Below are 24,479 nucleotides of genomic sequence, written 5' to 3' on the forward strand. Positions count from 1 at the left end.
CAGCCAATCTGTATTTTATGGGATTCGTCCCACATCTGGGGCCTCATGGCCTGGCGCGCTGTTCGCGCGATGGGACTGCCCTGCCGCCTGGTTAAGGGACAAGAAATAGCGCAAGGCGTTCTTTTAGGCAAGCCGCCCCGTTCTCAGGCCTCTGGCCAGAGCCAACGGGTTGCGCCCGCAGACAAAAATTCGGGTGGCCGCGCCGCCCTGCTGCTGGTTCCCGGCGGCAATGCGCGCCTCAAGGCTGCCGGATTGGGCGACGCGGGAAGGGATGCCGTACGTCAGTGGATGGAAGCTGGCGGCAATTATCTGGGATTTTGCGGCGGGGCCGGGTTGGCCCTGAGCCATGCCGCACCCCAGGAAGGCCTTGGCATCTGCCCCTGGTCACGGGCGGCCTACCCTGAAAGACTGCACCACCTCATTTCGGGCCATACGCGGGTGCGCCTGCTCAAGGGCGACGAGTTTTCCTTTTGCCCGCAGGAGCGCGCAGAAAGCAGCACAACAACAAACGCCCCGGCAGCAGACAGCGCCTCCAGCCCATGCGGCTGTAGCGCCCGTGCGGCGGCCTCGTCACCGGGCGGAGCATCAGCCGCCGAGGCTGCTCCCGCGTTTGTCCCGGCCTCTGAAACAACCCCGCGCGCGGCCCTTGCATCAACTTCAGCCCCTGCATCTGGCACGAAGTCTGCGCCAGCGCTTGAAAAATCCAGCGCATGCCCGAGCCAACGCCAGAACCAGCCGTCAATGGACCCCCCCCATGCCCCCAGTCTGCCCGTGTGGTGGCCGGGGCGCTTCGCCGCCGAAGAGAACCCGCAGGTGCGCGTTCTGGCGGCCTACGATGCGCCCGATGCCGATTTCTGGCTGGCCGACCTGCCCTTGCAGAGCATACCGCCGCACATATTTGAACAGTGGCAGAGCTTGTACGGCGTCAATCTTTCGGCAGATTTTCTTAAAGGCCAGCCCCTTGTGGTCAGCGGTGAATACGGCCAGGGACGCTATGTGCTGAGTTATTCCCATCTTGAAACGCCGCACAGCCCCGACGCCAACTTGTGGCTGGCCCAACTGCTGCAACAGCTCACAGGGCTGGAGCCATCCCGCGCCGACGTGCCGCTGTGGCAATTGCGCCACCCCTGCCATGCCTGGCCGGAAGGCAGCCGCAGCGCCGCCCTGCTGGACGCTTTGCGCCACATGCGCGGCCTGCTGGATCTGGCCGTTGAGCACCACCTCTTTTTTGGCCGCACCCACTGGCTGTGGGGCTGGCGCACGGGCCTGCCGGGGGCTGCCTGCAACAATCTGCACGCTGCCCTGTGTACGGCTGCCAGCCTTGCGCCCTCGCCTGCGGCACTGGCCTACTGGCAAGAAGTGGAGCCGCATTTCAGCAAGCTGGCCGACCTCTTCGCCGCCGGGGCCGAAGGGTATTTTCTGGCTTGCCGTCTAGCCGAGACCCTGCATCCCACATTGCCGGACGCCGTGGACAGGCACGGCCTGGACCATCAGAGGCAGGCGCTTTTCGGCCATCCAATGAGCGGCGGCGGCCTGATGGAAGAGTTGCTGGATATTACGGAAGAGCTGATTTTTCTGTCGCAGGATGCAACCCCCTGCGACCTCCAGTGAGGGATTGAGCCAAACGTGCGCGCACTCCCTTTCTGAAACGATTCAGGCAAAGAACAGCCCGGTTCGACCGAAAGTGTGTAAAAGCTCTTATGCCAGCACGCCCTGAAAGCAGATACCGCGCGCATTTCAGCAGCGCCTGCAATCAGGCCCGTTCAGCCCGCTGGTGTTGCTGGCGATACACCGTATGTAAGGTTCTTGTAGTACAAGACAGGTCTGTAATCAGCCCACGAACATAAACCACGGCATGACTATGTTTGCATTTGACTTGGGCCGCATCGGCTATCTTGACGCCTTTGCCCTGCAAGAGCAGGTGCAGGCGTGGGTACAGGCGGGCGGGGACGACGTCCTGCTTGTGCTGGAGCACCCGCCCACCGTGAGCGTGGGCAAAAACTCCGGCGCGGAAAATGTGCCGCCCCACCTTGAAGCCCTGTGCAAGGGCCATGTGGATGTGGTGCACAGCACCAGAGGCGGCAACGTGACCTGCCATTTTCCCGGCCAGCTGGTGGCCTACCCCATTATCAACCTGAAAAAACGTTCTGGCGGCATTCGCGCGTATGTGCACGACCTTGAAGAGGCTGCCATACACATGCTGGCATCTTTTCAGGTAGACGCCGCACGGCGCGAGGGCTTTCCCGGCGTGTGGACAGAAGGCAGAAAAATCGCCTCGCTGGGCATTGCCGTAAAAAGATACATCACCATGCACGGTCTGGCCCTCAACGTGGCCGAAGATCTTTCTCTTTTTAATTTTGTCACGCCCTGCGGGCTGGACGGCGTTTCAGCCACGTCCATCGCCAGAGAATCCGCACAGGCCGCGCCCCAAATGGATGCGGTCAAGCTGGCGTTCATCAAAGAATTTTACGCCGTTTTTCAGCCCGCTGCCCACGGGGAGCCGCCCGTCATGCAGCCAGGGCACAGGCTTATGACATTGCTTCACAGCGCATAAAGGACGGAAAAAGTGAACTGCAAAACCTCCGCCACCGCCCCTTGCGGCGCTGGCACGCAAAAGCCTCTGCGCATGCCCCCCTGGCTGCGCCGCCCCCTTGCCTCGGACAAGCGTTTTTTCACCACCACAGGTCTGGTGGATGATCTTGGCCTTTTCACCGTGTGCAAGGCGGCCAACTGCCCCAACAGGCAAGAATGCTATTCTTCGGGCACAGCCACATTTTTGATTCTGGGCGAAACCTGCACGCGCAACTGCCGCTTCTGCAACATCCACCCCGGCCAGACCGCCGCGCCCAGCCCTGACGAACCGGAGCGCGTGGCTAAGGCGGCTCTTGCCCTGGGGCTCAAGCACATTGTCATAACGTCCGTCACGCGGGATGATCTGGAAGACGGCGGCGCGGAGCACTTTGCCCTCACCATTGCAGCCGTCAGAAGCGCGTTGCCCAAAAGCAGCATCGAGGTGCTCATTCCCGATTTTCAGGGCAATGAAGCTGCCCTGCGCACAGTCATGACCGCCGCGCCCGACATTATCAATCACAACGTGGAAACCCATCCGGCCCTGTACAGCAGCGTGCGGCCTCAAGCCCGCTACGAGCAGAGCCTTGAACTGCTGCGCCGCGTGCATGCGGCAGGTCGTGTGGCAAAAAGCGGCCTTATGGTGGGATTGGGCGAAACGGACGATCAGGTGCGGCAGGTGGTGGACGACCTGCACGCGGCGGGCTGTTCCATCATCACCATCGGCCAGTATCTGCCGCCGAGCAAGGAACACCACCCGCTTGACCGCTATGTGACGCCGGAACAGTTTGAAGCCTATGCCGCTTACGGAAAATCCCTCGGCGTAAAGCATGTCTTTTCCGGCCCGCTGGTGCGCAGCAGTTATCAGGCAGGGAGTTTCATTTAATATTTTGTGGGAGGTAGAGTGTTTTGTGGGGGAGGGACCCTTTTGTAAAAGGATCCCTCCCCCACGCCCCCACCCCCTAAAACTTTTATTTTTTGTATAGCACGAAGCTTTCTGATTCGAAGCGGCCAGAGGCGGGGTTTAAGAGACGGCGATCTTCAGGCATCACGCGATCTCAAAAGTATCATGCTCTCGCGCTGCGGGGCAGGCATCTGCTGCCGCGAACATGCCACAGGCGGCATCCGCGCCACGGTGCTGTCGTCTGTGTAGGAATTGACATTTTGCGCCAAGGGAATAAGCTTACTTAACGGGGATGGAGTTCCCCTTGAACCGCATTTGCTGATAACTCCTATCACTGCTTCGGCGTTGGTAGGTATTTTTTTAGGTAACCACGCCCAAGGGTGTAGTTACCTTTTTTCATTGGAGCATCCCATGTTGCAAACTACCATGCCTGACTGGAGCACGCCTGTAACAACAGGAGCATATTTCCAACACACTGTAATACTAAATCCATCGTCAGTGCGGTGCGCCACGGGTACACATCAGGCGCAACCAGTTTGTATGCGCGGCAATGCGAACAGGAGCATTTTCATATGCTGAAATCAGTAATTGCCATAAGTGTGGGAGCATCCGCTGGCTCGGTTCTGCGCTGGGGGCTGGGGCTTATGCTCAATGCCTTGTTTCCGCCCATCCCTATGGGAACGCTTGTGGCCAACCTTATCGGGGGATACTGCATCGGCCTGGCCATCAGTTTTTTCGATTTTTTTCCTGCCTTGCCCCCAGAGTGGCGGTTACTGTGCATTACCGGATTTTTGGGCGGGCTGACGACGTTTTCCACATTTTCCGCAGAGGTGACCGTTCTGTTGCAGCAACAGCGTCTTGTTATGGCAGTGGGCGCAATTGCGCTGCACGTCTTCGGCTCCCTGTTGATGACGCTTTTGGGAATCGCCACATTCGCCCTGTTCAAAAACCTGCATGCTTAGGAGGTCGCCCATGCACGGCTATCAACTGACGTTCTTCACGCAGCAGACTCGCCTTCACGGTTCCCTCACCATTGCGGAATGGCTGACTGCTGAAGCCAAAAAACTTGGCATCAGCGGCGTAACGGTGACTGCGGCACAAAGCGGTTATGGCCGCGACGGCAAGCTGCATTCCGCTCATTTTTTCGATCTTGCCGAGCAGCCTGTGGAAATTACGATGGCTGTGGACACGGAAAAATCAGACCAGCTGTTTGCCAAAGTAGCCGCAGAAGGCCTTAAAATTTTTTATGTGAAAACACCCATTGAATTCGGCATCACCGGTGAAGAATAGCGCCGTTTGACCTGAGGAAAGTGCAACATGATAAACGGCATCTTCAATCTGCCGCGCAACATCTGGCTCATCGGCCTGATAAGTCTTTGCAATGACAGCGCGAGCGAGATGTTATACCCGGTCATTCCGCTATACCTGTCTTCTGTGCTGATGGCCGGGCCTCGCGCGCTTGGCGTCATTGAAGGAATAGCGGAGGCCACGGCAAGCCTGCTGAAACTGTTCTCTGGTGTCATCATGGACCGCACCCGTTCAGCGAAGCCGTGGATAATCCTGGGCTACAGCCTTGCGGGTTTTGGCCGACCCCTCATCGCCTTTGCCGGAAGCTGGGGCTGGCTTTTGCTCATCCGCTTTGCCGACAGGGTGGGTAAAGGACTGAGGACTTCTCCACGGGATGCGCTTTTAGCCTCCTGTGCGGCCCCCGGTCAGCGTGGGCTGGCCTTTGGCCTGCACAGGGCTATGGATAACGCAGGAGCCGTTATCGGTCCGTTGCTGGCCTTCGCGCTGCTGTCGTGGAAAGTTCCGCTTGAGCATATTTTCTTGCTGGCCGTTGTTCCCGCGCTCATTTGTCTTTTTCTTTCGCTGAAAATTCAGGAAGCCGCCCCGGCAAGGCCCGTGGCAAAACACGTTACTTTTGACTGGCGCTTGGGCGACATGCCGCCAGTATTCAAGAAATACCTGGTGGTTGTGGCTATTTTTACACTGGGCAATTCTTCAAACATGTTTCTGCTGCTTCGCGCCAGGGAAGTTGGCATGCCGTCAGAGTATGTGCCGCTGCTGTGGGCGGCGGTATCTGCGGTTGCCATGATTTTTTCCGTCCCGCTGGCGGCGTTGTCGGACAAGATCGGGCGCATCACGGTCCTGCTTTGCGGCTACACGGCCTACGGCATATTTTATTTTGGCGTCAGCGCCATAGACAACAGCACCAACATGCTTTTTCTTCTGTTCGGCTTTTACGGCCTGTTTATGGGGGCCACCGAAGGCGTTGAAAAAGCCCTGGTGGTTGATCTGGTGGCAGAAGACCGCCGGGGAACAGCCTTCGGCTGGTTCAATCTGACCGCGGGCCTGTTTCTTCTGCCCGCCTCCATAGTATTCGGCTTTTTATATCAGGGCATATCGCCAGCATGCGCATTTGTGTTTTCAGGCAGTTGCGCCATTGCGGCGGCCTTGTTGCTTGCATTTTTTGTGGGGAACAGGCGTGCGTCATGTACCTGCCCGCCACGATAATCCCCGGATAGCAGATACGGCGATAACGTCAGACGCCCGCCACGGATACAAGGCCGTGGCGGGCGTCTGTAATGGGCGGTTTTTCCGGGCATCCGTGACGGCATGACCGCCGCCGTGTTCCCTTCGTCAGGTGCAAAAAAATGTCCGGCAAGCCGGACATTTTTCCCGCAGACGCCTGCGTATATTTTTATGCGTCCTGCCCGCGCGAGGCGGTCAGGCATTCAAATCTCTCAGGTCTTAAAGCATACCCAGCGCGTGGAACAGCCACACAAAACCCGTCAGGGTCAAAATGCTTGCGCCATTGGTCACCACGGCTGTAAGCGCGGCCTCTTCAGGCACGGCGCTGTAAACCTGGGCAATAACACTGACCAGCAGGGCCGTTGCCGTTGCGCTGATAAGCACCGGAATAACCAGCCACAAACCCGTGATTCCCATAGCGTACATGATGCCCCAGCACAGCAGGGGATGCAGCACCAGCTTGCACAGGACGAACCATGCCTGACGAAGCACTACGCCGCCCTGCGCCCGGCGGGTAGCCACGGCAAGCTTTTGCCGCAAGTCCAGACCAAGGGCCAGCAGCATGCAGGGAGCCGCCGTGTAGCCCACAAGACTTATGGCGCGGTCCAACGGTTCCCACAGGCCGATCCGCGATACGGAAAGCACCACGCCCACCAGCGTGGAAAGCAGCAGAGGATTGCCCAGAATGAAAATACGCACCAGGCTGCCCGCAAACGTCAGTACACTGCCGCCCTTCCAGGCCAGAGAGCCAGCCAGAATGTCAAGCCGGCCCTGCGCCAGAATAATGACGACATTGGGTGTAAGAATGGCAAGTCCGGCCACAAGCATAGCTTCGCTGTTGCCGGGCCAGAGGTTGGATACAATGGGCAGGCCCACAAAAGCCGCGTTACAGGCCGAACAGGAAAAGCCGCTGATGACAGCGGGGCCGATTCCCCGGCGGCAGAACAGCTTGTCCCCCATATAGCCGAGCACATACATGACCAGCTGGGAGCCAATAAGGGCCAGCCAGAAGCCGCCTCTGCCCAGATCTTCGGGGCTCGCCCCGGCCAGCAGGTGCAGGATGAGCAGCGGCAGAGCCACCTTGAGCACATACACGCCAATCACGGGCCCGGTATTTTCGGGCAGCACGTCGCGCGCCCGGAGCAAAACGCCAAAGCCAATGATACAGAATACGGGAATCACTGCAAAAAGGGCATGAAACATATCAACTCTCGACCATTGCGAAAAGGTAAGATTTTTGGGGCAGGTTCACCTTGAAGCTGCTCTGGTTCTGCACACGCAGCCACCGCCACGCAGATGCAGGTTGAAACATTTTGTGTCGCCAAACGACGGGTGAGGTCTTACACCTCAGAAAACCAGCCGTCAAAGGCCATTTTTCTGTGCATATGAGGGCGCTTCGCCGCACGCGAAAAAGCATGCTCTTCCTTACAAGCTCTGTCCAGTATGGCACAGAAACGTAACATGAAACGGCCCCAGGCCTGTTTGCTCCAGCGCCAAAGAAAACCCCCGATCCTGACGACCGGGGGTTTTACTTTGTCGCTGTCCGGCATGAGCCGGTCACGAAAAACCGTGATGCGAAACTTATTTCTTTTCAGCGGGCTTGGCGGGCTTTTCAGCAGCCTTGTCCGCAGGCTTTTCAGCAGGAGCGGCGGCCTTGGGCGCTTCTACCGCGGGGGCAGCTGCGGCATCGGCAGCGCCTTCGGCGGCTGCGGGCTTGAAGTCCACCTTCTGCTTGTTCATGGCCGCGATGATGTCCGTGGTCACGTCAGCCTTGGGGTCAAAAGAAGCGGCGGCTTCAGAGCTGATAATAAGCGCGTAGCCCTTTTCGGTGCGGTAAGCGTTGATAATGCGCTGCATGGTGTCATACAGAACGTTAACCACGTTCTGCTGCTCAACCTGCATGCGCTGCTGCGACATCATGTAGACGGTCTGCAGCTCTTTCTGGGCGTCAGCGTCGTTGGCGTTCTTTTCCAGACGCCCCTGGATGGCGTTCAGCTGTTCCTGCATGTCGGCCTGAAGAGCTTCAAGGTGTTTCACCCCGGCCTTTCCGGCTTCGCTGTCGCGCATGATGCGCGTCATATCCACGACCGCCAGCTTGGGCTGGGAAGAGCCTTCGCCCTGTTGGCAGGCAATAAGCATAAGGCTCAACATCAGGGCCAGCGGCAGAAAATAACGAATTCGCATGGTAATGGATACTCCTCTCAGAATTGCCGCGTTACGCTAAGAAGCCCTCACGGCGTGTTGTCAATGGTGTACGTTGTTTTTATTGGCACCTCAACCGTTTTTTCCCTGCCAAACCCCGCTGTCCGTAAAAATATCCAGACAAAAAAATTACCGCATCCCCTTGCCCTCGGCCTGGGGGGCAAAAAGCCTGTTGTACGGGCTCGCCCCTATTGCAGGGCGGCATAATGCCCTTTCATACGGGCAACCTTGGCAACATAGGCACGGGTTTCGGCAACGGGAAGACGGTTGGTAAGGTCTTCGTACAATTGGTCGGCGGTCATACCGTTGATAACATCCACAGCTTCCTCGTTGGTCTTGCCAAAAAGCCGCAAAAAACGGTTGGGGCCCATATTGTACGCCGCCACAGCGCAGTATTCGCGGGCAAGCGGGTCATACACCCCGGCAAAGTAGCGTGTGAGCAGTATATGAAGATAGGTGGTGCCGTAGCGGATATTGATTTCCGGCACGCGCAATTCTTCAAAGCTCACGTCACCAGTATGACCATACAGATACTTATGCACTTCACCGCTGGCGGTGTCAGGCAGTATCTGCATGAGCCCCATGGCCGATTTGTGGCTTACGAGGGTGGTTGAAAAAGAACTTTCACTGTGAATGATGGCGTATACGAGTTCGGTACTGAGGTTGTACCGTCTGGCAAAATTTTCCACCAGTTGCTGATAACGGGCGGCTCTGGCAGGCAGGTTGCCGTAGCTCAAGTAGCTGTCGCCGGACAAAGCGCCGTCTCTTTCCATCTGGCCCGCACGCCCCTTGCTGCCTGCGCGGAAAATGACCGGGCTATAGCCCTCCAGCAGGGTTTCGGCGGCAAGCCAGCGCAACGGCTGCCCCCGGGAGTCCAGCGCGTCGCCATACTGCGGCGGCTGCATGGTCAAAAGAAAAGGCATGGAAACCCCGTCCAGCGCCAGCACAGAGGCAAGCTGCGCCGACGCCTCAGGAAGCTGCGAAAACAAGTCATCCTCCACACCGCTCGGCAACGCTGCTCCCGCCACAGCCACCACGGGTGAAACCGCCCGGCGCAGCGACCACTGCCGCGAGCCGTTGCTCCATGATACAATGGGCGTGGGCATGTCCTCTGGCCGCAGGCTGACGATTACGGGACTCGCCCGGCGTCGCAGTTCATGCCCTTCTTTTTGCGGCACAAAACCCGCCAAAAGCCCCAGAAGTAGCAATGCGCTGCCAAGGCAAGAGGCTATGATGAGAATGGTTTTGTGACGCTTCATGAGTATTCCTGAAATATACGGGCCGTGCCCTGAGCTTACGGTGTTTCTAACAAAATGGTTTGCTGCGCAGTCCGGTGAATGGCAGAGGTGTAGATCTTGTCCATGCCTGACCACGCCGCGCGCTATTGGCGCACGCGATTACCGCATATTATTGGCGCATGTAATTGCCCGGCGGCTTCATTGCCGCGCCCGCGCACAAAAGCACGTTGCGGGCCGCATTTCGTCAGTTGCAAATTCACTGCCATTTGAAAAATCAATTGTTTTTCAAGTGGGTTAAGAATCTCTCTCCAAGCTCTGCGGCAGCAGGGTCAAAATAATGAATGCCGTTGACCTGCCGACCATTCAGGACTATGCTTGGTAATCTGAGGTGAGCCCTGTTTTTGTCTGACATCAGGGCTTCAAGCCATAAAAAGCAGATCTGCCTCTCAATAAAACACGTCCAGGCGGCTGTGGCTTGACAAGGCCGCAGCCTTTTGTCTTTTTCTACCGCGGCCAAGGTCACCCTGCGGAAAATGGAGCACACAGTGCCACAGCACACCAAGGAATATATCCGCGAGGAGATCATTCGGCTTTTAAAATACGCCCCGCCCGAAATGCGCGCGGCAGTTCTGGGCCTGATTCCTGCCGCCAAGCGAACCCTTACGCAGGGCTACAGACCCTCGGTGCGCGGCGTGCCTCTGCGCAGCTGGCGCTGCCTGCTGCACCTGCTGTCTTCAGTAGCGTCCATGCAAAGCGATACGGAAATGCTGCTGCGGGTTTCAAGCGATCTGCTTGCCATTGCCGACCGCATGGCTCCTCCTGGTGAAGTGCTGCGCCAAAGTGCCGAAATTCTTGTGCATGCCATGCACGCTGAACTCTATGTCTGCCGCCTGCGCAATAAAGAAGGCGAATGGGTAGCGCGTTCAGCCAACCATGTGAACGGCAAATCCATTCCCATCGTGGCTCCCATGCTGGAAGAGTCCCTGCGCGAGCATCCTGTGATGAACGCCATTTTGCAGCGGCACACGCGCTATGTGGTCTCCAACAACCTTCAGGCCCTTGATAGAGGCGGCGACTCCTTTGACTGCGTGATCTACAAGGAGGGTTTCCGCTCGCGCCTAGCCTTTGTGCTGCGTGACCGCAGCGACAAACCGCCCTTCGGGCTTGTCATGCTGTACACCACAAGAGAGTATGGCTTTGAAAACTATGACGAACGCTTTCTGGCCAAGTGTGCCCGCCTGGTGTCTCTTACCGTGGGCCGCCGCATAGCCGTAGCCCGCGACGCCTTGGAAAAAGCCGCCGGAGCTATGGCCCATTACGGCAACAATGCCCTCAACGTCATGCGGAACCAGGCGGAATACTGCGGCGAGCTGGTGGAAGACATTGACGCCACCCAGGCCCGCGCCCTGCGCCTTACACGCGAGCTGATGGCCGAATTTGCCGAAGGCACCAGAGGCCGTATGCTGGCCCTGGAGCTGGAAAGCGCCCTTGCCCGGGCAGACCTTACCGAACTTGCGGGACACCTGGGCGGCGTGCTGGAAGGCACAAGGCGCATGACCCGCATCATCAATTCCCTGAAAAAATCCGTGGAGCGTCCGCGTCTCATGCATTACGCCCTGGGACATGACGTGCTGCGGCTGGAAGACGACCCGCCAAAGGAGGACTAGCATGCGCCTGACGGGCATCTTTCCTTTTCTGACGACACTAAAGACATACTCACCACGTGATTTCAAGGCAGACCTCATGGCTGCCGTCACAGTCACGCCCATGGCCGTTCCACAGGCTATGGCCTATGCCATTATTGCGGGCGTGCACCCGCAATACGGCATCTACGCGTGTATGCTGCCCGTCATTCTGGCGGCTCTGTGGGGATCGTCGCGCTTCATGGCCGCCGGGCCCACCAACGCCATTTCAATGGTGATCTTTTCCACTATGGCCACGGTGAGCGTGGGCGGCGTATACATCAGCAGTATGCCGGAAGAAGTGCGCATGACCTACATTTTCGGTCTTGCACTCTTTTGCGGGCTCATACAGGTGGGCATGGGGCTGGCGCGGTTGGGCGACCTTGCCAACTTTATTTCGCATTCGGTTATGGTGGCCTTTACCACAGGTGCGGCCCTGCTTATCGGCATGGGGCAGCTCAAAACGGTTCTCGGCATACCCGGTCCCAAGCAGGCGGGCTTTTTTTTCCAGATATTCGACGTGCTGCATGGGTTGCCGCAGGCCAATTACTGGTGCGCGGCGCTGGCTGGCCTGACCATTTTATTGGCCATAAGTTTCAAGCGTATTTCACGCCGCTTTCCCGCCTCGCTGGCCGCTTTGGCCGTAGTGACGGCCATTGCGTGGCTTTTCAGGGCAGACCAGTACGGCGTTCCCCTTGTGGGAGCCATCCCCAGTATTATCCCGCCGCTGTCTGTGCCTCCTGCCTTTGATCTCGCCGCCGTGCGCGACCTCTTTATGCCCGCACTGGCTCTGGCCCTGCTGGGTACGGTTGAATCTCTGGCCATCGGCAAGCAGCTTGCCAGCGTCAAGAACGACAATTTTGACGGCAGCCAGGAACTCATAGGCCAGGGGCTTGGCAACATGGCCGCAGGCATCACCTCCGGCATACCGGGCTGCGGTTCCTTTACGCGCAGCGCGCTCATGGTCACATCAGGCGGCCGCACCCGCATGGGCACGGTCTTTTCGGGCATACTGGCCTTGCCAATGCTCTTTGCCCTGGCCCCGTTCATCTCATGGTTGCCCTTGCCTGCCCTGGGCGGCATTTTGCTCATTATCGCTGCACGAATGATCGACATCGAGGCCATACGCCTGTGCCTTGTGGCCACGCGCATTGACCGCATCGTGCTGTCAATGACCTTTGCCTCCACCCTTATTTTCGACCTTGAAAAAGCCATTTTCATCGGTGTGCTGCTGTCTTTGGTGCTCTTCATTTATAAGACCGCCCACCCGCGCGTGCGGCGGCTGCGCGCCAACGACCCGCTGCTGCGCGACGCCCCCGCCGGGCTGCCCGAAGGCATCGCCGTGTATGTCATTGAAGGCACGCTCTTTTTCGGCGCTATCCACGAGCTGGAACGCCAGCTCTATGAGGAAGACGAAGAGCCCGCCCGCCTTGTGGTGCTGCACCTGAGCCGCGTTTTCTGGCTGGACGCCTCCGGCGCGCACGCCCTGTCGCAATTTGTTGAGCGCTGCTACGCCCGCAGCATCCCTGTTATCCTTGTGGTGGGCAGCCGGGCCGTGAGCCGCATCCTTGAACGCACGGGCATACTTGAGCACCTCAGCAACGGCTTTGTGGCCGAGACCACCAATGACGGGCTGCGTCAGGCGGCCTCCCTTCTGGACCGGGTCACCTGCCGTGACGGCCAGTGCGTCTATCCTGTGCCCGGCCTCGCGGTTCAGGCGGCGTCATCCGGTGCAACGGCGTCTTCACAGGCTGGCATTGTCACCTCCTCTACCGGGGATGGCAGTGAGGGCGAAGAAGAGGAACCGCCAGTTCTTAACGCAACAGAGGCTGGAGCTGCAGCCAGTACCGTACCCACGCAGATTGACCAGATGCCGCTGGATGTTCGCGAAGAGGCAAAGGCAGAAGAATCCCACGCCACTGGTGAAGCAAGCGAAGCGGATCAGGCAGATGGCGCGAGCGTGGAAGCTGCCCAAAGCAGCAGCGCACCCAGCAGGGCGGGCGACGACGCCCCTGACCTTTCGGGTGAAAACGCGCCCGGCCTGGCAGAAACGCAGGCAGCCCCCCAATCTGGCGTGACCGGAATGCCCGATCAGGTTGCCGAAGCCAGTATTACCATTGTCGGGCCGCGCCCTCCTGCGCCCTTTGCCGGAACAGATGAACTGCAAGGCCCGGCCATGCCCGCCGGAGAATCCGAAACCCCGAAAAAATAGCAAAAGGCATCAGGCCTGAGAGTTGCGTCAAAACCGCAAAAAAGCGCGGGTTGATGCCATACCTGTTTTCCGGCAAAATTGGCGCATCGCGTGCTGACGCTTTTGCGGCACTGCCTGCCGCCAATGCCTCAATGGCAGATCAACTCTGAAACACTTTGCGTTCAACGTTGTCCTTCTGCCGGGCAAGGCACTTTTGGCGGGATCTGCACTGCGAATCCACGCCGCGTCACGTCACGCTGCCCCTCATTCAGGGGCGGAGCACATAAATTTCAAAGTTAAAATGCCCACTACGACAAGGCTGTTACGCCACCGCACAGGGCAGCAGTCCGCACAACCGTATAACACAGACATTTGTCAGTAATTTTTAAGGATTCCCGTGAGCAAGGCCTTTTCTCTGCCCCCCTGCCCCTGCAACCCGCCAAGCCTGCCCATAGGCCGGGAGCATCCCTGGCTGGCCCCGTTGGCCGGATACAGCGACTTGCCCTTTCGCCTGCTCTGCCGCGAATACGGGGCCGCCGTCTGCGTGACGGAAATGGTCAGCGCCAAGGGGCTGGTCTATGAAAGTCCCGGCACCAACGAACTGTTGATGAGCCTGCCCGAAGACCAGCCGCTGGTGGTACAGCTTTTTGGAGCCGAAGCCTCCTTTCTGAGCCGGGCTGTCAGCCTGTTGCGTGAAGCCGGGTACGGCTGGTTTGACCTCAACATGGGCTGCTCTGTTTCAAAGGTGCTGCGTCAGGGCGCGGGCGCTGCAATGCTTGGTGATACAGACAACATCCTTGAGGTGGCCCGAGCCATGCTGGCCGCCGCCGGGCCGGGAAGGGTGGGCTTCAAGCTGCGTCTGGGCCTGGACGACGCGCGCCCCGTATTGCCAGATTTGGCACTGCGGTTGGAAGACGCGGGCGCTGGCTGGCTGGTGCTGCACCCGCGCACGGCCCGTCAGGGCTTTGGCGGCACAGCCCAGTGGCAGGCGCTGGCAGATCTGGCCCCGCGGCTGTCCATTCCGCTGATGGCCAGCGGCGACCTGTTCAGCGCCGCCGACGGCATGGCCTGCCTGGAACAGACAGGCGTTGCCGGGCTTATGTACGCACGCGGGGCCATGCACAACCCGGCCATTTTTGCCGACCATGCAGCCCTTTGCGCGGGCAGGCAGCCGCAAATTCAGGATGCAGACGGACTCAAGGCCATGATTTTACGCCATATGGAGCTTGCCCAGCTGCACTGCCCCGGCAAAGCGGCCATATGGAAAATGCGCAGCGTCGTGCCGCGTTACGTTCGCTCCTTGCCCGGTGCACGGGCGCTGCGGCAGGAACTCTGCCGCTGCTCAAGCTGGGAAGAGCTTGAAGAAGCACTGGACAGATGCCTGACTGTTTGAGACGCTGCCCTTCTACAGGAAAATTGATTGTGACGATCATGCCCGTCTTGCGGCGCAAAACGGCATCGGCACAGCAGGAGAACACATGAACGTTTGCCGCGCCAAAACAGCGGGTTTCTGCATGGGCGTCAGCCTGGCCCTGCAAAAGCTCAACTCCGCTCTTGAAGGATCTTCGGGACGGGTTAAGGGCGTGGAGCCGGGCCGCATATGCACGCTTGGCCCCATCATCCACAACCCGCAAGTACTGGCCGATTACGAAGCCCGTGGCGTTGTCTGCGTCAAGGACCCCTCGCAACTGCAACCGGGCGATGTTGCCGTCATCCGCGCGCACGGCATCACCCGGCAGGTGGAACGGCAGGTCTTTGAAAGCGGTGCAACCGTGGTGGACGCCACTTGCCCCAAGGTCAAAAAGGCGCAGCTTTCCATAGCGCGCGCCACTGCCCAGGGCGCAACCCTGCTGCTTTTCGGCGAAGAAGATCACCCCGAGGTACGCGGCCTTATTTCTTACGCCAGTGGCCCGGCCCATGTATTTGGCAATGCCGAGGAACTGGCGGCCCTGCATCTGGACCCGGCCTGCCCCTACGTTCTGGCCTCGCAAACCACACAGGACCGCGAAATTTTTACGGCCATACGCGAAACGCTGTCCAGCTCGCTCAAGGATCTTGCAATCCTGTCCACTATTTGCGATGCAACCCGCGAGCGGCAGGAAGAAGCCCGAAATATTGCCTCCTCGGTAGATGTCATGGTAGTCGTTGGAGGACGCCAGAGCGGTAATACGCGACGTCTGGCGGATGTGGCAGCCCTTAGCGGCATCGCCACCTACCATGTTGAAAGTGCCGAAGAGCTTGAAGCAGCAAATTTTGCAAATAAGTCGCAGGCAGGCCTTACGGCTGGCGCTTCTACGCCGAAAAGTCTTATAGACGCAGCCGAGGCATGGCTTTCGGCCCTCTAGAGCTGATTACCTTTGAAATGCAGCACATTTCAAAGTTTCAATGCCCTAGTACAGAGTAAAGTTGAAAATACGCATTCACAAAATTTAAGACACGCCCGTTCCGGCGCTTAACCGCGCAAATAAATTGCGCTTACGCTCCACGGCGGGCGTCTGCTCACGCAGCCGCCACAGCATTTCAAAAGTGAAATGCGCTAACGACCCGCCTGTGCGGCACGACCCTGGAGAGGCAGCATGTCCCAGTCCAATATTCTACTTGAAGCCGGCACCAACGAACTGGAAGTGGTGGAATTCTATCTAGACGAATTCGTTGCCCCTTCCGGCGAAGCCCCCCAGCTGGATGAAAACGGCCAGCCCGTTCCGGCACCCTCTTACCGTGGCTACTACGGCGTCAACGTGGCGAAAGTGCTGGAAATCATCCGTATGCCCAAGGTTACGGAACTGCCGGAAGTGCAGCACCCAAGCGTGCTTGGCGCGTTCAACCTGCGGTCGCGCATCATTCCGCTGGTGGATCTGGCCATGTGGCTTGGCAAGACCCATCCCATCAATGAAGAGCAGCCCAAGACCATCGTAACGGAATTCAACAACGTCACCACGGCCTTTATGGTGTCCGGCGTCAACCGCATCCACCGCATCAGCTGGGAGCAGGTAGAACCGCCGAACAAATATGTGGCCGCTGTTTCCAACAATACGGTCATCGGCGTGGTCAAACTTGAAGACCGCATCATTTTTCTGCTGGACCTTGAAAAGGTTGTGGCCAACCTCAATCCCAAACTGGGCCTGCGGCTGGACGACCTTGGCAAGGACTGGAGCAACTCCGGTTACCGTGCCCTGGTGGCGGACGACTCTGCCCTTGTGCGCGAAATGCTGCGCGACCTGATGGAAAAAGCGGGATTTACCGTTGAAGTCGTCTCCAACGGGCGTGCTGCCTGGGAAAGACTTGAGGACATCAAGCGCCGCTGCGAAGAAGACGGACAGCCCATTTCGGATTTTGTGCACGTTGTGGTTTCAGACATCGAAATGCCTGTGATGGACGGCCTCAACCTCACCCACCGCATCAAAACAGATCATGTGCTCAGCAAGCTGCCCGTGATCCTGTTTTCGTCACTCATTACGGACAAGCTCCGCCATAAGGGCGACAGCGTCGGTGCCGACGACCAGATATCCAAGCCCGAAGTTACCCAGCTGGCCCGCCGCGCTATGGTTCTTATCAAGGCGCGTGAAGAAGAGGCCGCTGCTGTTGCTGGCGGGAAACACATGACAAGCCAGGCGGTATAGCTACCGACGAATCGGTTTTGCTAACGCGACATGGAATCAAGATAAAAGCGGGGCGTTTTCGCCCCGCTTTTTGCGTTCCACTTCGCCAGCTTGCATAAAATCTGCCCCAACCTGGCTACATATTTTTCTTACGAAACTGCCTGATTTCAGAAAAACCGCACGGTATTTACCGCAAAAATCCAGATTTTCGCGCATTTGCAAATGGCCTTTACCGCATGCTATCTTGAGGCAACAACTTCAGGGGGTATCATATGGCTGTAGTGCTGGGCACAGCCGGTCATATCGACCACGGCAAAACATCATTGGTTCGGGCTCTTACCGGCATCGACTGCGATCGGCTGGAAGAGGAAAAGCGCCGGGGAATCACCATTGAGCTTGGCTTCGCCTGGGTAGACATGCCCAACGGCGAACGGCTGGGCATAGTGGACGTACCCGGACACGAACGATTTGTAAAAAATATGGTGGCCGGGGCCGCTGGCGTTGATTTTGTCATGCTGGTCATTGCGGCTGACGAAGGCGTTATGCCTCAAACCCGCGAACATCTTGAGATATGCTCTCTGCTCGGCATCCGTAACGGCTTTGTGGCTCTGACCAAGGCCGACATGGTGGAAGCCGACTGGCTGGACATGGTTACAGAAGACGTGCGCGGCTTTCTGGCTGGCAGCTTTCTTGAAGGCGCGCCCATTTTTCCCGTGTCGTCAGCCACGGGGCAAGGCGTGGACGCGCTGCGTGCGCACGTCTTTGAGCAGGCAAAAGATCTGCCCGCCCGTCGTCGCAGCGACATCTTCCGTCAGCCTGTGGACCGCGTGTTCAGCATGAAGGGCCACGGCACCGTGATTACGGGAACCGTTGTTTCCGGGGCCGTCAAAGTGGGCGATGAGGTGCGCTTCATGCCGCCAGACACCCCCACGAAAGCACGCGGCCTGCAACGCCACAGCAAAAGCGTGGACGAAGTGCAGGCAGGCCAGCGCTGCGCCACCAACGTGCAGGGCCTTGAAGTTGGCGACATAGAGCGCGGTCAGGTGCTGGCCCATCCCGGCGAGCTTTTCCCGGCCAAGCGCTGGCTCATGCGTCTCACCTGCCTTTCTTCCGCTCCGCGCGCCCTGCGTCAGAGAGTGGAAATACATTTTCACCACGGCACGCTGGAATGCCCGGCGCGCGTTGTTTTCTGGGACAGGGACAAACTGGCCCCCGGCGAAACAGCCTTGGCGGAAATCCGCTTCAAGGACGATATGGTGGGCATCTTTGGCGACCACTGCGTCGTGCGCGCCTATTCGCCCCTGCGCACCGTTGCGGGTGGCATTCTTTTAAGCCCGCTGCCGCCCGATCTGCGCCGCAAAGATCCGGGTTTGCAGGCAAAGCTGGCCCTGTTGCAAAAGCTGCCCGCTCTGGATCAGGAAATCGAAATGGCCCCGGCGGGCAAAGCCGGAGCCAAGGCGCGGGACGAAGCCAGGGCTGGCCTCATTGAAGCCGTGCTCACCCTGCGCGGAAGCGAAGGGGCAGACGAAGCCCGCCTGCGGGTGCTCACTGGCTTTCCCCGTTCTGCACTGGAATCGGGCCTGCAACTGCTTTCCACCCGAAGTTCGGCCCTGTGCTGGGACAAGGAAGGCCGCCTCTGGATTGCCAGGCAGCCTTTCGACAATCTGCTGCAAGCCTGCCTTGCCCGTGGTGCGGAGCTGCACCAGAAAGATCCTCTCAAGCCCGGCTTCACGCGCGGGGCCCTTTGCGCCGGTTGGAGCAAAACCCTGCCCCAGCGCCTCATTCAACGCGTGCTGGATACGGCGCTCAAGCAGGGGCAGCTTGCCCTTGAGGGCGAAGGACTACGGCTGGCGGAACACAAGGTCAGCCTTGCGGCCGATCAGGCGGGCCTGCGGCAAAAATTGCTTGATGCACACACCGCTTCCCCGCTCACGCCCCCCAACATCAAGGATGTTCTTGAAGAGCTGGGCGTCAGCGCCAAGGAGGCCGCCCCCGTGCTGCGCCTGCTTTGCGAAGAAGGCGCGCTGGTCAAGATCAAGGACGGCCTCTATTACCACGGCCCGGCCCTTACCGATATTCTTGAGCGTGTGCGGCGCTGGTTTGAAAGCAACGACAATCTGGACGTGGGCAGCCTCAAGGAAATACTGGGGCTTTCGCGCAAGTACCTTATCGCCTTGCTGGAATATATGGACAACGAACGCATCACCGTGCGCGTGGGCGACCAGCGCCGTTACCGGGGCCGCTGACATACCGCCAATCTGGCGGGGCAGCGCAGGCAAAGGCCAACTCAGCCAGACCATCCGCCTCGCCCTGGTCATAAAAATATCGGTTCCCTGCTACTGTTCCTGTTGCAAATCATGCTTAGAATACGTTAATAATGCTCATTTGCTCATAATACATTCACGTAAGGAGCGCAGAAATGTCTGAAAAAATTCTGGTAGTGGGCGGCGTTGCCCTTGGCCCCAAGGCTGCGGCCCGTTGCAAACGTCTTATGCCTGAAGCGGAAGTAACCCTGGTGGATGAAAACGTTTTCATCTCCTACGGAGGCTGCGGCATCCCCTACTATGTGTCGGGTGAAATCCAGAATCTGGACGATCTGCGCTCCACGCCCTACCACACGGTGCGCGACGCGGAGTTTTTCCGCGACATGAAAGGCGTCACCGTGCGCACACAGACCCGCGCAACAGCCATTGACCGCGCGGCCAAAACCCTTGCCGTAAAAAATGTCGTTACCGGGCAGGAAGAAAAGCTGCCGTATGACAAGCTGGTGCTGGCCACTGGCGCGACACCACGCGTGCCCCCCGTTGAGGGCAAAGACCTCAAAAACGTCCTTTCCCTGACCCGCCTGGAAGCTGCCGGGGCCATCCGCAGTGCCTGCCAGGAAGGCAAGATTACCGAGGCCGTTATTGTGGGTGGCGGTTTTATCGGCCTTGAGGCCGCCGTGGCTCTGGCCGACATGTGGGGCGTCAAATGCAGTGTAGTAGAAATGGTGGACCAGATTCTGCCCGGCGTGCTTTCGCATTCCGTGGCGCAGATGGCCGCGCATGACTGCGTTTCCCACAGCGTCGACGTGTACACGGACGAAAAGGTCGTACGCCTTGAAGGTAAAGACGGCACAGTAAGCAAGGTCGTAACCGACAAGCGTGAACTGAATGCCCAGCTGGTTATTTTTGCCGCTGGCTTTATTCCCAACGGGCAGATCGCCAAGGAAGCCGGGCTGGACGTGGCCCCCTTTGGCGCTATCGTCGTTGACCAACACATGCGCACCTCTGACCCGTCCATCTATGCGGGCGGCGACTGCGTTGCCATCAAAAATCTCATTACAGGCAAGCTGGGTTATCTGCCACTGGGCAGCATGGCCAACCGCCAGGGCCGCGTTATCGGCACCAATCTGGCTGGCGGCAAGGCCAACTTCCACGGCTATGTGGGCTCCTGGGCCGTCAAACTTTTTGATATGTCTTTCTGCGGCGTGGGCCTCACGGTGGATAATGCGCGCAAGGAAGGCTTTGACGCCATCAGCGTCAGTGTTGAACAGTTCGACCATGCCCACTTTTATCCCGAAAAGGCCATGATGACCCTGGAACTGGTGGTAGACAAAGCCACCAGCCGCGTGCTCGGCATGCAGGGGGCCTGCGCCGACGGCGACTCGCTCAAGGCGCGCGTGGACGCAGTAGCCGCTGCCCTGCAATACTCCAAACCTACAGTGGAAGACATTTCCAACCTTGAAATCGCCTATGCCCCGCCCTTTGCATCAGCTATGGACGTGGTCAATGTGGTGGGCAACGTGGCCGACAACGTTCTGGCCGGGCGCTTCACCCCTGTTACTGGCGACAAGTTTATGGAACTGTGGAAAAACCGCAAAGAAAACCATGTGTTTTTCATTGATGCCCGCCCCGCCGCCGCTGGCCGCGCCGTGCAGGAAAAACATCCTGACTGGCACGCTATTCCGCTGGAAGAAGTGGCCGCCCGCATCAATGAAGTTCCCAAGGACCGCCCGGTGGCCATCATCTGCAATACGGGCCTGCGCGCCTATGACAGCCTGCTGGTTCTGGCCCGTCACGGCGTCACCGATGTGGTGAACTCCACTGGCGGCATGCAAGCCGTGCTCAAGATGGGGCTTTCCGTCTAGACAGTCGCACGCAGCATCTGGCGCATACTTTCGCTAAAAATGCTCTGGGGAAGAGATCCTTTTGCTAAAGGGTCTCTTCCCCACTTCCATTAAAATCTTCTTATTTCATTTTGTTGGAAACATCCTTCCTTGGAACGGCGTTCTCAACAGCAATGCCTTCCACATACAAAGATAGAGCCAACTGGAGCGTTTTAACTTTTACCTGTGAATAAGTTTAAAAGAAATATGCTCTGGTCTGCTCTGGATTGCTCGGACCTTTCTTCATTTGGGCCGCCTCGCGGCGTGCGGCAGAGGGGGTCTGTCAGGGGCTTGCCGCCCCTCCGAGGCCCCCTCTGCACTCCCCCCGGACGACCCCGCTGGGATTTTCGTATATCTCCATCCTACGGGTTAGTTTTCAAGGGCTTTCCAAATTCCACCGTTCGCCGAGGGCTGCGCGGGCTTTGCTTCGGGAGCTTCCCTTCCTTTGGTCGGGTGATCTCCCTGCGCGCCGCGCAATGCCATCAACGGGCAAGCGCTGATGCTGTTGGAAAATGTAACGCAGCTGAATTCCATAAAATTGCATTTTTCGGCAGAACGACAACGTTACCATATGAAACTTTTTAACGTTAATATGCTCTGACTATGTCTTTTATACCGTTGCCAACAATAAAAGATTTGCGCGTACGCTTCCACGGCGGGCGTCTGCCTACGCAGCCACCTGAACATTTCATAGTTAAAATGCTTTAGAGTCTTTCAACATTGAAACACACTGCCTTCTGAAATCAGGCCAAAGAAAACCCGGCGTCCGTTTGTGCGGTCGCCGGGTTCTCAGGTATTTTACTGTAAATGCTGATGCCTTGCAGCGTTATTCCTGCGAAAAACGGTGCAGACGCACAGCCAGGGGTTGCATGCTGCCCTTGTTCATAGCAGAAACAACAAAGGCAAAGTCCTTGATTTGCCCGCTGGGTGGGCAGGGGCCACGGTAGTGGCGGGTCAAGCCGCCTTCAGGTATGGTACCGGAACCGTCGTTGTTCCATGTGCCGCCGCCAAGAAAAAGCTCCTGGGAATCACCGGTGAACTCCACCAGGCGCACATCAAAGTAATCCGTGCCATTGGGAGCTTCGGCCACAGTTATTTCAGGAGAAATACGCGAGCAGCGGTGAACGTCGCGCAAATTTACCATAATGGTCATGCCAACGGGAACCTCTTCGGTTTCCTTGGCAGCGCAGGCTGGCAGCAGCAGCGCCGCGCAGAGCGCGGGCATAAGGACGCGCAGGGCTTTGCCAAAAATATCAAAACTCATCAGAGCCTCCAAATGACATTTGCTTTGTGCAGCTTTTGGAAGCATAACCAATAGTCATGTCGAATACAACAACCACTGGGAGTCGTTTTATGTCTATTCTTGCCGAAAGCGTTGCCGGTTATCTTGAACACGCTTCCTGGATACGCCGCATGTTCGAAGCCGGGGGACAGCTCAAGGCCCGTTACGGAGCGGAAAATGTCTATGACTTCAGCCTCGGCAACCCCGACCTGCCCGCCCCGCCCGCTGTGGCTGAAGGCCTGAAAGCCTTCGCCGAGCACGCCCATGAACCTTTTGCCTTTGGCTATATGCCCAACGGCGGTTACCCGTGGGCACGAGAAAAACTGGCCGCCCACCTGAGCCACGAACAGGGCGCGCACATAGCGGCGGAAGACGTGATTCTTGGCTGCGGCGCGGCTGGTGTGCTCAACGCTTTCTTGCGCGCGGTGCTGAACCCCGGCGAAGAAATGCTCGCCTTTGCCCCCTATTTTGTGGAATACGGCTTCTACGTCTCCAACCACGGCGGCGTGTTCAAGGCCGTGCCTAGCAAGAAAGACACATTTGCTCCCGACCTTGATGCCCTTGAGGCAGCCATTACCGAAAAAACCCGCGTGGTGCTCATCAACTCGCCCCACAACCCCACGGGCGTCGTCTACAAGCGCAAGGAAGTAGCGGCCATTGCCGACCTTCTGCTCAACAAAAGCCAGCAATACGGCAAACCCATCTGGCTGATATCTGACGAGCCGTACCGCTTTCTGGCGTATGACGGCGTGGAAGTGCCTTCGGTGCTGCCTCTCTATCCTTATGCTGTTGCCATCAGCTCTTTTTCCAAGAGCCTTTCCCTGCCGGGCGAACGCCTGGGCTATGCCGCGGTTTCGCCTTTGTTGCCCAAGGAAGAAAAAGCCCAGCTCATGGCCGGACTCACCCTCACCAACCGTATTCTGGGCTTCGTCAACCCGCCTGTTGTGGGGCAGCACATCATGGCCGCCGCTCTGGGCTCGCAGGTAGACCTTTCCATCTACGCCGCCCGCCGCAAAGCCATGGCTGAAGTGCTCACGGAGGCAGGCTACGAATTCCAGATGCCCGCTGGCGCTTTTTACTTCTTCCCCAAGGCTCCCGGCGGAGACGACGTGTCCTTTGTAAACGCCCTGCTTGAAGAGCGCATTCTTGCCGTTCCTGGCACGGGCTTTGGTTGCCCCGGCCATTTCCGGCTGGCATTCTGCGTGGATGAAAGCGTCATTCGCAACGCTGCCGAAGGCTTTGCCAAGGCCCGCGCAACAGTGAAATAAACGAGGCAATTTTTCAGAGCATGTCTCCCGGAGCAAATGGGTTTTGAAATTGGCTGCCATTCCAAAGCAGACCGTCAGCTAAAAGCGAGGTCTTCGGATAAACCCACGATGCGTTGCGGCGAACGGCTCGGTCCACTACACCGAACGTTGCAGCATTTTAAACGTTGGAATGCTCTAAAATTGCAATGGAAGCATCATGAAAAACACTTTCCACCGTATCTCGGCCCATATTCTTTGTCTTCCGGCTCTGCTTGTGCTCGTACTGCTGGCGGTGCCCGCGCTGGCCAAGGATATCAGCGTGCAAGACGCTGACGCCCTGTTGAAAAATCCGCCTCAGGGGCTTGTTATCGTGGACGTGCGCACTCCGGCGGAATTCCGCGAGGGGCATCTGCCCGGCGCGGTAAATATGGACTACTTTGGTGGGCCTTTTGAAAGCCAGATTGAAAGCCTGCCGAAAAATGCCCCAGTGCTGCTTTACTGCCGCACTGGCAACCGCTCGGCCAGCGCGTATGAAACCATGACCAAGGCCGGCATAGGGAACATTTTGCATATGCACGAAGGCATCAGTGCATGGCAACGGCTTGGCTTGCCTGAAGAAAAATAATTTCAATATCTGGCATACTCTCTGCATTATTAGGGCGGGGAGGAATATTTTTCCTCCACCGCCCCTGCCTGACGACGCATCGGCATATTTTTCATATGGCCGGTTCGACCCGTCCTCGGCGGCATTGCCGCCAGACGAAAAGGCATAAAAACAGCGCATGGGTGCGGCAATGCCGCAGCCTGCCCGCAGTTTTCCGGATACGTTGACGTCGTCAACAGCCAGGGGCAGCAAGGGAATTACTTTCCTTGCCGCCCCTATTTTA

General features: G+C 58.1%; 19 protein-coding genes and 1 riboswitch. Of the genes, 15 read left to right on the forward strand and 4 right to left on the reverse strand.

The window, feature by feature from the left end; translation table 11 throughout:
- Positions 1-45 precede the first annotated feature (45 nt).
- The 6 genes from HNQ38_RS14190 (at position 46) to HNQ38_RS07165 (ending at position 5,986) form a co-directional block, all read left to right on the forward strand.
- Positions 46-1,611 carry a BPL-N domain-containing protein gene (locus HNQ38_RS14190; RefSeq protein ID WP_425485987.1) on the forward strand — a complete coding sequence of 522 codons (1,566 nt, stop codon included), beginning with the start codon at positions 46-48 and terminating at the stop codon, positions 1,609-1,611.
- Between the two features lie 250 nt (positions 1,612-1,861).
- Complete coding sequence (lipB, locus tag HNQ38_RS07145) at positions 1,862-2,554, forward strand: lipoyl(octanoyl) transferase LipB (protein WP_183718894.1); 693 nt, start codon at positions 1,862-1,864, stop codon at positions 2,552-2,554.
- A gap of 12 nt (positions 2,555-2,566) precedes the next feature.
- Positions 2,567-3,454: a lipoyl synthase gene (gene lipA, locus HNQ38_RS07150; protein WP_343060125.1), complete on the forward strand. Its 888-nt coding sequence runs from the start codon at positions 2,567-2,569 to the stop codon at positions 3,452-3,454.
- Between the two features lie 297 nt (positions 3,455-3,751).
- Positions 3,752-3,810: riboswitch (Fluoride riboswitch) on the forward strand.
- 234 nt (positions 3,811-4,044) lie between these two features.
- Positions 4,045-4,434 (forward strand): fluoride efflux transporter CrcB, encoded by a 390-nt coding sequence (crcB, locus tag HNQ38_RS07155; RefSeq protein ID WP_183718896.1) that lies wholly within the window; start codon positions 4,045-4,047, stop codon positions 4,432-4,434.
- A gap of 10 nt (positions 4,435-4,444) precedes the next feature.
- The gene (locus HNQ38_RS07160; RefSeq protein ID WP_183718898.1) at positions 4,445-4,762 is read left to right on the forward strand and encodes a DUF190 domain-containing protein; all 318 of its coding nucleotides are present in this window, start codon (positions 4,445-4,447) and stop codon (positions 4,760-4,762) included.
- Positions 4,763-4,789: 27 nt separating this feature from the next.
- Positions 4,790-5,986, forward strand: a complete 1,197-nt coding sequence (locus HNQ38_RS07165) for an MFS transporter (protein WP_183718900.1) — start codon at positions 4,790-4,792, stop codon at positions 5,984-5,986.
- A gap of 237 nt (positions 5,987-6,223) precedes the next feature.
- On the opposite strand, the gene HNQ38_RS07170 is transcribed toward HNQ38_RS07165, so the two are convergent.
- From HNQ38_RS07170 to HNQ38_RS07180, 3 genes are all read right to left on the reverse strand, one after another.
- Positions 6,224-7,207, reverse strand: coding sequence for an AEC family transporter (locus HNQ38_RS07170; RefSeq protein WP_183718902.1), 984 nt, complete (start codon positions 7,205-7,207; stop codon positions 6,224-6,226).
- Positions 7,208-7,585: 378 nt separating this feature from the next.
- On the reverse strand, positions 7,586-8,188 hold the full coding sequence (locus HNQ38_RS07175) for an OmpH/Skp family outer membrane protein (protein ID WP_183718903.1): 603 nt from the start codon (positions 8,186-8,188) through the stop codon (positions 7,586-7,588).
- Between the two features lie 206 nt (positions 8,189-8,394).
- A complete protein-coding gene (locus HNQ38_RS07180) occupies positions 8,395-9,465 on the reverse strand; it encodes a transglycosylase SLT domain-containing protein (RefSeq protein ID WP_183718905.1) in 1,071 nt (356 codons plus the stop codon).
- Positions 9,466-9,989: 524 nt separating this feature from the next.
- On the opposite strand from HNQ38_RS07180, the gene HNQ38_RS07185 reads away from it, so the two are divergent.
- From HNQ38_RS07185 to HNQ38_RS07215, 7 genes are all read left to right on the forward strand, one after another.
- Complete coding sequence (locus HNQ38_RS07185; RefSeq protein WP_183718907.1) at positions 9,990-11,111, forward strand: hypothetical protein; 1,122 nt, start codon at positions 9,990-9,992, stop codon at positions 11,109-11,111.
- A 1-nt stretch (position 11,112) separates the two neighbouring features.
- A complete protein-coding gene (locus HNQ38_RS07190; protein WP_183718909.1) occupies positions 11,113-13,338 on the forward strand; it encodes a SulP family inorganic anion transporter in 2,226 nt (741 codons plus the stop codon).
- Positions 13,339-13,714: 376 nt separating this feature from the next.
- Entirely contained in the window at positions 13,715-14,710 is a 996-nt protein-coding gene (locus tag HNQ38_RS07195; RefSeq protein ID WP_183718911.1) for a tRNA-dihydrouridine synthase, read from the forward strand.
- A gap of 85 nt (positions 14,711-14,795) precedes the next feature.
- The gene (ispH, locus tag HNQ38_RS07200; protein ID WP_183718913.1) at positions 14,796-15,662 is read left to right on the forward strand and encodes a 4-hydroxy-3-methylbut-2-enyl diphosphate reductase; all 867 of its coding nucleotides are present in this window, start codon (positions 14,796-14,798) and stop codon (positions 15,660-15,662) included.
- A gap of 231 nt (positions 15,663-15,893) precedes the next feature.
- Positions 15,894-16,937, forward strand: coding sequence for a chemotaxis protein (locus HNQ38_RS07205; RefSeq protein ID WP_183718915.1), 1,044 nt, complete (start codon positions 15,894-15,896; stop codon positions 16,935-16,937).
- Positions 16,938-17,188: 251 nt separating this feature from the next.
- Positions 17,189-19,162: a selenocysteine-specific translation elongation factor gene (selB, locus tag HNQ38_RS07210; RefSeq protein ID WP_183718917.1), complete on the forward strand. Its 1,974-nt coding sequence runs from the start codon at positions 17,189-17,191 to the stop codon at positions 19,160-19,162.
- Positions 19,163-19,335: 173 nt separating this feature from the next.
- Entirely contained in the window at positions 19,336-21,045 is a 1,710-nt protein-coding gene (locus HNQ38_RS07215) for an FAD-dependent oxidoreductase (RefSeq protein WP_183718919.1), read from the forward strand.
- A gap of 844 nt (positions 21,046-21,889) precedes the next feature.
- Here the strand turns inward: HNQ38_RS07215 and HNQ38_RS07220 are convergent.
- Entirely contained in the window at positions 21,890-22,327 is a 438-nt protein-coding gene (locus HNQ38_RS07220) for an MbtF (protein WP_183718921.1), read from the reverse strand.
- Between the two features lie 89 nt (positions 22,328-22,416).
- On the opposite strand from HNQ38_RS07220, the gene HNQ38_RS07225 reads away from it, so the two are divergent.
- Positions 22,417-23,613 (forward strand): pyridoxal phosphate-dependent aminotransferase, encoded by a 1,197-nt coding sequence (locus tag HNQ38_RS07225; RefSeq protein WP_183718923.1) that lies wholly within the window; start codon positions 22,417-22,419, stop codon positions 23,611-23,613.
- A gap of 196 nt (positions 23,614-23,809) precedes the next feature.
- On the forward strand, positions 23,810-24,217 hold the full coding sequence (locus HNQ38_RS07230) for a rhodanese-like domain-containing protein (protein WP_183718925.1): 408 nt from the start codon (positions 23,810-23,812) through the stop codon (positions 24,215-24,217).
- The last annotated feature ends 262 nt before the right edge of the window (positions 24,218-24,479 follow it).

It is taken from the genome of Desulfovibrio intestinalis (assembly GCF_014202345.1).
GTDB classification, from domain to species: Bacteria; Desulfobacterota; Desulfovibrionia; order Desulfovibrionales; family Desulfovibrionaceae; genus Desulfovibrio; species Desulfovibrio intestinalis.